Below are 8,312 nucleotides of genomic sequence, written 5' to 3' on the forward strand. Positions count from 1 at the left end.
TCGCATGACATTGCCGACAACGCCCAGCTTTCGGCTCGATGGACGGCGCGCGCTGGTGACCGGCGCAGGCCGCGGCGTCGGACTGGCGTTGGCGGCCGCACTCGCCGGGGCGGGTGCGCGCGTCACACTCGTTGCTCGCAGCGCAGACGAAGTCGAAACAGCAGCCGAAGCAATGGGCGGCGATTGGGCAGTGCTCGACGTGTCTGATCTGGCTGCGGTGGAAAATCTCTTCGCCGCGCGGCCGGCCTTCGATATTCTCGTCAACAACGCTGGAACCAACCGGCCCAAACCCATGATCGAGGTGAGCGAGGCGGACTATGACGCCGTGCTGGACCTCAATCTGAAGAGTGCCTTCTTCGTCGCGCAGCTGTGCGTCAGGCGGATGCTGGCCGAAGCAAAATCGGGAAGCCTCATCCATATTGGCAGCCAGATGGGGCATGTCGGCGGAGTGAACCGCAGTCTTTATTGTGCGTCGAAGTGGGCGCTTGAAGGAATGAGCAAGGCGTTTGCGCTCGATCTTGCATCATACAATATCCGGAGCAACACGATCGCGCCGACGTTCATCGAAACCCCCATGACCAAACCGTTTTTTGACGATCCCTCATTCAAAGCGTCGGTGCTGTCGAAGATCAAGCTTGGGCGGATTGGCACGGTTGAGGATGTCATGGGCGCGGTAGTGTATCTTGCGTCAGATGCATCGGCCTTGGTCACCGGCACAAGCATCGTGGTCGATGGTGGCTGGACCGCAGAATGATGTCCAAGTCCACTGCCGACTCGAATTCGCCAGAACTGGTGTCGATCCTCCAGACGATCGATGCGCGGCTTCGCTGGCTGGCGTCATGGACAATCCACAATGCCAACCATCTTCGCGAAAGCCGCGACGGGCTGAAAGTCGGCGGACATCAGGCGAGCTGCGCCTCGATCTCGACGATCATGACCGCGCTCTATTTTGCGGCGATAGGACCAAACGACCGGGTGGCGGTCAAACCACACGCCGGGCCGATCCTCCATGCGATCCACTATCTGCTGAATCAGCAAAGTCTTGCGCAGCTTCAGGCATTTCGCGGTTTCGGCGGGATGCAAAGTTACCCGAGCCGCACCAAGGACGTGATACCCGTCGACTTCTCGACCGGTTCGGTGGGACTGGGCGTCGCGATCACGGCCTTCGCCTCGCTAGTACAGGATTACCTGGTCGCGCATGGCAAGCTGGCGAGCGACGATACGGGCCGCATGATCGCGCTTATGGGCGATGCGGAACTGGACGAGGGCAATATCTACGAATGCCTGATCGAGGGCTACAAGCACGATATCCGCAACTGCTGGTGGATCGTCGATTATAACCGCCAGTCCCTGGACGCGACCACTGCGGATAGGATGTTCGACCGGTTCGATGATATTTTCGAGACCTGCGGCTGGCGGGTTCTTACCCTCAAACACGGCAAGCTGCAACGCGAGGCGTTTGCACGCCCTGGCGGCAAGGATATTGAGGAATGGATCGATCGGTGCCCGAATGCGGATTTCGCTGCGCTCACCTACCAAGGTGGTGCCGCATGGCGCGAGCGGCTAAATCATGATATCGGCGAGCACACTACGGTCAGGAAACTGATCGCCAGTTATGACGATGCCGCACTTGCGCGTTTGATGACCAACCTTGGCGGCCATTGTATCGAGACGTTACTGGACGCCTTTGCCGTGGCAGCGGACGACACGCCGACGTGCTTCATTGCGTACACGGTCAAAGGCTACGGGCTGCCGTTCGCCGGGCACAAGGACAACCATGCCGGGCTCATGAACCCCAGCCAGATCGCGGCGCTGCGCGACCAGATGGGAATTGCGCCCGGCCACGAATGGGAGCCTTGGGAGGGTCTGGGGGACAATTTGCGCGCATCGGTTGATGATTTCGTCGCTGCATCCCCGCTGCGCCACAAAGTGGCAAATCGCCCGTCCGCGCAGGTTCCGGTTCCGGACCGCTTGCCGGTCCCCGAGGGGGAAGAGCAAGCAACGCAGACCGCCTTCGGCAAGATCCTGCTCGACCTTGCCAAGTCGGGACATGAACTCGCCGATCACATCGTCACCACCTCACCCGACGTGACCGTCTCGACCAATCTGGGTGCCTGGGTGAACCAGCGCGGACTGTTCCGCCGTAAGGACATGACCGATGTCTTCGCTGCCGCGCGAATTCCGTCAGCGCAGAAGTGGGCAGCGCGCCCCGCTGGCCAGCACGTCGAGCTGGGTATCGCCGAAAGCAACCTTTTCCTCATGCTCGCCGCGGCCGGGATCGCCGCCCCACTGTTCGGGACGCGCCTGATTCCGGTCGGAACCGTCTACGATCCGTTCATCGCTCGCGGGCTGGATGCGCTTAACTACGGTTGCTACATGAACAGCCGTTTCCTGCTGGTCGCCACCCCTGCCGGCTTGACCCTGGGACCCGAAGGGGGTGCCCACCAGTCAATCAATTCGCCGCTGATCGGCATGGGGCAGCCAGGACTCACTTATTACGAACCCGCCTATGCCGATGAAGTTGCGCTGCTGATGGGCCATGCGTTTCGCCACATGCAGAGGGACGATGGCGGCGCGGTCTATCTGCGCCTGTCCACCCGCACTATCGCGCAAGTGCGCCGCAAAGATGCGCGCTGGGAAGATGGTGCGATCAAGGGCGGTTACTGGTTGCGGAAACCGGCACCGGGCGCCGAAGCCGCAATCGTCGCGACCGGGGCAATTCTCCCCGAAGCTCTGGACGCATGGGAGCAGCTACTCGACGACGTACCCGGAATCGGGCTGCTCGTCGTGACATCGCCGGATTTGCTCCATCGCGGCTGGTCGTCGGCTCGCGCGGGACGCTGGAGGGGCGGCAGCGAGCCCGCGCACATTGCAACACTGCTGGGTGCACTATCGCCAACAGCGGGCCTCGTCACGGTGATTGACGGAAGTCCCGGGACACTATCGTGGATCGGAGGCGTGCGTGGCAATCGCGTCTCGCCGCTGGGCCTCGACCGATTCGGTCAGACTGGAGACCTGCCCGACCTGTATCGCGAGTACCGGCTGGATGCGACTGCGATCCTTGATGCCGCAGCGGAGTTGTTCTTGTGAATGATGCGCTCATCTCGATCGACGATGTCCGTGCGGCGGCGCGGGCGTTTGACGGCAGGATCGAAAACACGCCGTTTCTGCACTCACAAACCCTGTCCGAACTGACCGGTGCCGAGATTTGGCTGAAATTTGAGAATCTGCAGTTTACCGGAAGTTTCAAACAACGCGGCGCGCTCAACAAATTACTTTCGCTTTCGCCAGACGAGCGCTCCTGCGGGGTCGTCGCGGTGTCGGCTGGCAATCATGCGCAGGGAGTTGCCTATCATGCCGGACAGCTCGGCATTCCTGCAACGATTGTAATGCCGATCAACACACCCACGGTCAAAGCGCAACGTACGGCAAAATTTGGCGCGGAAGTTATTCTGTCTGGCGCCGATTTTGCCGAAGCGGCGCTCGCGATTCCCGATCTCATCTCGAGGCGAAACCTGACCTTGGTGCATCCGTTCGACGACGATCTTGTGATTGCCGGTCAGGGCACAGTCGGGCTGGAAATGCTTCACGTTCAGCCCGAGCTTGACGCCGTGCTTGTCGCGATAGGTGGAGGCGGATTGATCTCTGGTGTCGCTACGGTTGCGAACACGCTTTGTCCGTCAATGGAGATTATAGGCGTTCAATCCGAACGCTATCCGTCGATGGCTCAGCACCTGGGTTACTGGAGTTTAGACGGAACTGGCGGCGCGTCCATCGCCGAGGGCATAGCGGTTCCTGTGCCGGGAATCCGAACTCGCGCTCACGTTGCGGCTCTTGTGGCCGACATCATGGTGGTTTCAGAAAACCAGATCGAAACCGCCATTGCATTGCTGCTGCAGATCGAGAAAACGCTGTGCGAGGGGGCGGGTGCTGCCGGACTGGCGGCAGTCCTGCAGGATCCGGCGCGATTCAAAAATCGCCGCGTGGGGTTGATCCTGTGCGGCGGAAATATCGATATCCGGTTGCTGGGCGCCATATTGCAACGGCAGATGGTCCGCGAAGAGCGCCTGTTCCGTCTTTCAATTCAGATCGCGGATCAGCAAGGGCAGCTTGGGCAGTTGTGCAGCGAGATCGGGCTCGCTGGCGGTAACATCAATGCGGTGGTGCATGACCGTACCTTCCTCTCGAACGATGCCAAATCGGCACGCGTCGAAGTTGAGATCGAGGTCGCCGACCCGCTGATGAGACCGTCCATCGAGCGTCGACTCGGCGAACTGGGGTTTGTAATCGAATAGAGCGCGTCGCTCGATGCGGCGTTTCAGCGGGGATCAATCATCGGTTGCTTCTGGACAGTGGAATCGAGGTCTGCGAAAAGAGTAATCGCCATGTCAGGCGCGTCCGATTTGCAGTCGGAAAGTCTTACACAAGTCTTACACACTTGCACAAAACCTTACACAAAAATTGCCCTTTTTAGAAAATATTATTAGTTATCAAACATTTAAGGTAGTCTCGTCCCACTCAAAATGCGGTTGCGCAAGGAGTGCCCGTTCGATTCGGGCCGGGGGCACCATCTTCACATGAGCCAAAAGCAGCCCAGAACTGGGCTTTGGATCATGTTTGATCGGGGTGGAATGAACCCGAACGGGCATCACCCCAAACCTGCGAAATGACAGCCGAACGCCTGTCATGCTGGCCACCAAAATCCCGGACGGGATTCGGCCATCGCCAAACCCACACATGCTGCAGGGCAGCACTCCCCCATTGTTCATAACTGCGCGGCATCACGCGGGACCAATTGACATCAGCCGAATCATCATTATTCTCACTGCAAATAGTGAGGATAATGATGATTCGGTATTCCATATTCGATATTGCCGCCAAAAGGGCGACCCTAGCGGGCAGCGCGATGGGGCGGCAGATGCTTGCCAGCCTTATCGGCGAAACTGAGCCAGTAACCGCGCCGGTTGTTGCTTATCTCGATTTCGCAGGCGTTGACATCGCCACCGGCTCATTCCTGCGTGAGGCCGTCCTCGGCTTCCGTGACTTCGGTCGCAATGCCATTGGGATGCTGTATCCGGTCGTGGCGAACGCAAACGCAACCATAGAGGAAGAGCTTTCCGTATATCTCAAGGATCGCAATGACGCGATCTGGGCGTGTGCGCTGAGCGACGCGGGGAACGCTTCGCAGCCGCATATTCTTGGCGAACTGGATGCAGCACAACAGTCCACCATGAAGCTCATTGCCCAGCATCACCGTATCTCGGCACCGGAACTGGCGAAGCTCCGCCCCGACGAGGGAATAGGGACAACCGCATGGAACAACCGGCTCGCAACGCTCACCGCCAAGGGCATTTTGATGGAATTCAAGAGCGGTAAGACCAAGACGTTTGCGCCTGTGATGGAGGCGATTTGATGGGCGTCGATTTCATCCGCGAACAGTCTGGCAAACCGTGGCGCAAGCGCTGGGACAAAGGATTGGACCGCCTAACATCCCCTGGCCTGTTCGACGTTCAATTCACCCATCGGCAGCGCATTGTGACCGCCGACCTTAGCGGCGGATCGACTTTGAAGGTTGGCGACCAAGTGGTTGTGCAATGCAACGGACAGGCGGTCATTGTGTGCAGCGGCCACCGGCAGGTCGGCGCAATTCAGGGGATTTCGGCAGATGTTCGCGCCGCCATTGATGGGTGCGGTGGGGTGGCCCTCGGCATGGTGGAGCGCGTCGGTTTGTTTGGCAACAATGCGGAGCTGAGTATCAGATGAAAGACCCCCCTCAACAACACTCCCCCCGGCAAATGCCAAATACGCAAGCGTTATGGGACGATGCGGAAACCGCATCCGCGTCGCTCGGATGCTGGACCTGCGTGGATCGCGGCACCTGTGGCGGCGCGCACAAAGATTCCAGTTTTTTTGACTGCAACGATTATTGTCGCTGTGCAGACAAGGCATCTTGCGATTTGGTGTGCCGAGGTAATCCGGCGGCATTCGTCGCTCGATGGCGTGAAATCGGCGGTTTCGATTTGGCGACTGCGCGGCGAGCGCCCGAAATTAGTGTTGATCCGTTGCCGAGCATGGTCCCGCTGATCGAGCACAATTCAGCAAGGCACGGACGCCTCAATTTCCCGATCGTCGCCATCCCACTCTACGCGCTCATCGACCTTGGCAACGCATCATTGAAATTCAAAGACCGTGAAGCTCTCTCCAACCAATTCGGCATCGCGTCGGAAGCGCGCATTGTGGTGTCGGGCGTTGGGCGCGACTCCGACATCGAGCGCTATTGGGGACTGCCGAACCGTGCCGAGTTGCTTGGTCAGCTCCAATCGCTAGGCATCGCACTTATCACACCGCCTAATTTCAGCGTGCTAACTGACGTGCCGCGCACCGACAACTTGCACGCTATGAAACGGATATTATTGGCTTGGGTGGAAATGGCCGAGGCGGGGCTGCCCGCCTCGCTCCACGTCAACGCCCGCACCGAACGCGACTATCAGCGCTGGGCTGAACTGATTGCGGCTCGCCCCGAGATCCAATCCATTGCCGTCGAGTTTGCAACCGGGGCAGGGCGCGGTAGCAGAATCGATTGGCATGTTGCCCGACTTCGCCAGCTTGCCGCTGTCGTAAATCGCCCCCTGCGTCTTATGGTGCGAGGTGGAGCGAGGGTGCTGGAACCCCTTCGTCAATCATTTGATGCGGTCACGGTGATTGATACCGATGCGTTCCACAAAACTCGTTGCCGCAAGCAGGCTCACTTTACTGATTCCGGTAAACTGCATTGGCGCAGCCACCCAACAGCTGCTGGCGAGCCGCTTGACGGGTTGCTTCAACAGAACGTCGCTACCCTGCATAGCCACCATACCTATCTGGAACGTCTGCACGCAGATCGAAGGGTAGTGCGTTCAGGGCAAAGCCCCACCATTGCAAAACACGGATATGGACAGTCCGGCCAGCGGGGCAACTTGAGCCAAGACCGACGCGCCTTCGGTGAAATCGCGACCGGGTCTAAGGGTCAGAGCATGATCGCCACTGCGAAATCGCAGTTCGGCGTTGTGGCCAACAAGCGCACGAAATAGCTGGTTGAAGCCTTGGCCGTGTCCCGTCTCTGACGGAAAGCGCGATACACCATCCGTTATCGCCAATCCCAGCGCAACGCCCGCGTCGCTTACGTCTGCGAAATTGGCGTTCTGCCGCAGGCTGGACAGCACTCCGATACCGCGATCCGCTACCACGAACTCAAATGAGCTGGTTGTCGTCGCGTAGGCGACGACGCCGGTTTCGGGAGCGCCGCTGTGTTCATAGACATTATCCTGAATCTCGATAAGTGCGCCTAACAAGCCCGCAACGAGGTGCGAATTCAATCCCTTAGCCTTAGCGATATTCTCCGCATGAGTCGCCCATTGATCCCATTCCGGCGCCGTCGAAGTGACCGGATTGACTGCGCTGAGCGGGAACGCGCCCGCGCAATCGCCATAGCTACTGCCGAATGGACAGCGCGACCGTAGCGCTTGATTCAGGGGCGCGGCAAATGAGCTGTTCACGGAAACGCCGCGATATTGGTCGCCATGCGCCATGGCAGCCATCGCAATCTCGACAAGAGGACCAATTCGACCAGATTTTTGCAGAACGATTGAGCCATGGCCAGCCAGTCGCCCTTGGCCCGCTTCGCGCAACAGATCATCGGCTGCTGCAAAGTCTGCGACAACAGATGTCATCTACGTCTCTTTGTTCGCTTTAGACCCGCACATACGCCGCCAACAGCCCGGTCAGTGTCGCATTTTCGGTGATCGCCTGTGCGGGAACCAAGGCGTAGCGCCAATGCTTCCCGTCGCCATCGGTGGCAAACTCGTTGGCATGTTTGACCCATTCCGAAGCAGCCCGCGCCTTTTTCAGCACGGTGGGATCGGCCATTTCATTGTCGGCTTTCACCTCGACGATCAGCTTTTCGGCAATGGTTTCGATCACGAAGTCCGGCTCATATGGCTTGCCCGGTTGATATTCGATCCTGAATTGCCCGCGTCCCGGCTTGAGCCAGCGCAGCACGTCCTTTTCAAATCCGCTGTCGATCATCACCGCAAAACGCCGTTCGGGATCGGAATGGAATTTGTGGAACTGATACGGGCTTTTGCTACTGCCGGTGAAGGTGAAACCGGATGTCGTCGAAAGCGGCATCGCCGCCTGTGACATCGGTAACAGCTTGGCGAGCGAATAGCTGAATTGCTGCGGGGGCAACGCGCGGAACGACCGCACCTTGCTCGCCCGATATTCGGCGGGCGTTTGCCGGTAATGCGTCTTCATCTGCGAGAAAATCCGCTGGG

The 8,312-nt window shown here is 59.0% G+C and carries 6 protein-coding genes and 1 pseudogene; 6 read left to right on the top strand and 1 reads right to left on the bottom strand.

All coding sequences use genetic code 11. The annotated features are described in order from the left end of the window. Positions 1–4 precede the first annotated feature (4 nt). From Q0R16_RS08595 to Q0R16_RS08620, 6 genes are all read left to right on the top strand, one after another. Positions 5–754 (top strand): SDR family oxidoreductase, encoded by a 750-nt coding sequence (locus tag Q0R16_RS08595; RefSeq protein WP_295635028.1) that lies wholly within the window; start codon positions 5–7, stop codon positions 752–754. Continuing rightward, positions 751–3,090 carry a transketolase gene (locus tag Q0R16_RS08600; protein ID WP_295635031.1) on the top strand — a complete coding sequence of 780 codons (2,340 nt, stop codon included), beginning with the start codon at positions 751–753 and terminating at the stop codon, positions 3,088–3,090. Before Q0R16_RS08595 ends, Q0R16_RS08600 begins: the two co-directional genes overlap by 4 nt. Beyond that, on the top strand, positions 3,087–4,295 hold the full coding sequence (locus Q0R16_RS08605; RefSeq protein ID WP_295635034.1) for a threonine ammonia-lyase: 1,209 nt from the start codon (positions 3,087–3,089) through the stop codon (positions 4,293–4,295). The genes Q0R16_RS08600 and Q0R16_RS08605 overlap by 4 nt, the downstream gene beginning before the upstream one ends. Positions 4,296–4,846: 551 nt before the next feature. Further along, positions 4,847–5,413: a hypothetical protein gene (locus Q0R16_RS08610; RefSeq protein WP_295635038.1), complete on the top strand. Its 567-nt coding sequence runs from the start codon at positions 4,847–4,849 to the stop codon at positions 5,411–5,413. Next, on the top strand, positions 5,413–5,763 hold the full coding sequence (locus Q0R16_RS08615) for a hypothetical protein (RefSeq protein ID WP_295635041.1): 351 nt from the start codon (positions 5,413–5,415) through the stop codon (positions 5,761–5,763). Before Q0R16_RS08610 ends, Q0R16_RS08615 begins: the two co-directional genes overlap by 1 nt. 32 nt (positions 5,764–5,795) lie before the next feature. Beyond that, a complete protein-coding gene (locus tag Q0R16_RS08620) occupies positions 5,796–7,070 on the top strand; it encodes a DUF4417 domain-containing protein (RefSeq protein ID WP_295635044.1) in 1,275 nt (424 codons plus the stop codon). A 658-nt stretch (positions 7,071–7,728) separates the two neighbouring features. Here Q0R16_RS08620 and Q0R16_RS08625 read toward each other — a convergent pair. After that, a pseudogene (locus Q0R16_RS08625) lies at positions 7,729–8,312 on the bottom strand (restriction endonuclease subunit R); the annotation flags it as partial.

It is taken from the genome of Novosphingobium sp. (assembly GCF_025351285.1).
Classification (GTDB): domain Bacteria; phylum Pseudomonadota; class Alphaproteobacteria; order Sphingomonadales; family Sphingomonadaceae; genus Novosphingobium.

Excerpts from the sequence above, each read along its gene's own strand:
- Q0R16_RS08595 (WP_295635028.1), top strand. The coding sequence starts at position 5 with ATGACATTGCCGACAACGCCCAGCTTTCGGCTCGATGGACGGCGCGCG.
- Q0R16_RS08600 (WP_295635031.1), top strand. The coding sequence starts at position 751 with ATGATGTCCAAGTCCACTGCCGACTCGAATTCGCCAGAACTGGTGTCG.
- Q0R16_RS08610 (WP_295635038.1), top strand. The coding sequence starts at position 4,847 with ATGATTCGGTATTCCATATTCGATATTGCCGCCAAAAGGGCGACCCTA.
- Q0R16_RS08615 (WP_295635041.1), top strand. The coding sequence starts at position 5,413 with ATGGGCGTCGATTTCATCCGCGAACAGTCTGGCAAACCGTGGCGCAAG.
- Q0R16_RS08620 (WP_295635044.1), top strand. The coding sequence starts at position 5,796 with ATGCCAAATACGCAAGCGTTATGGGACGATGCGGAAACCGCATCCGCG.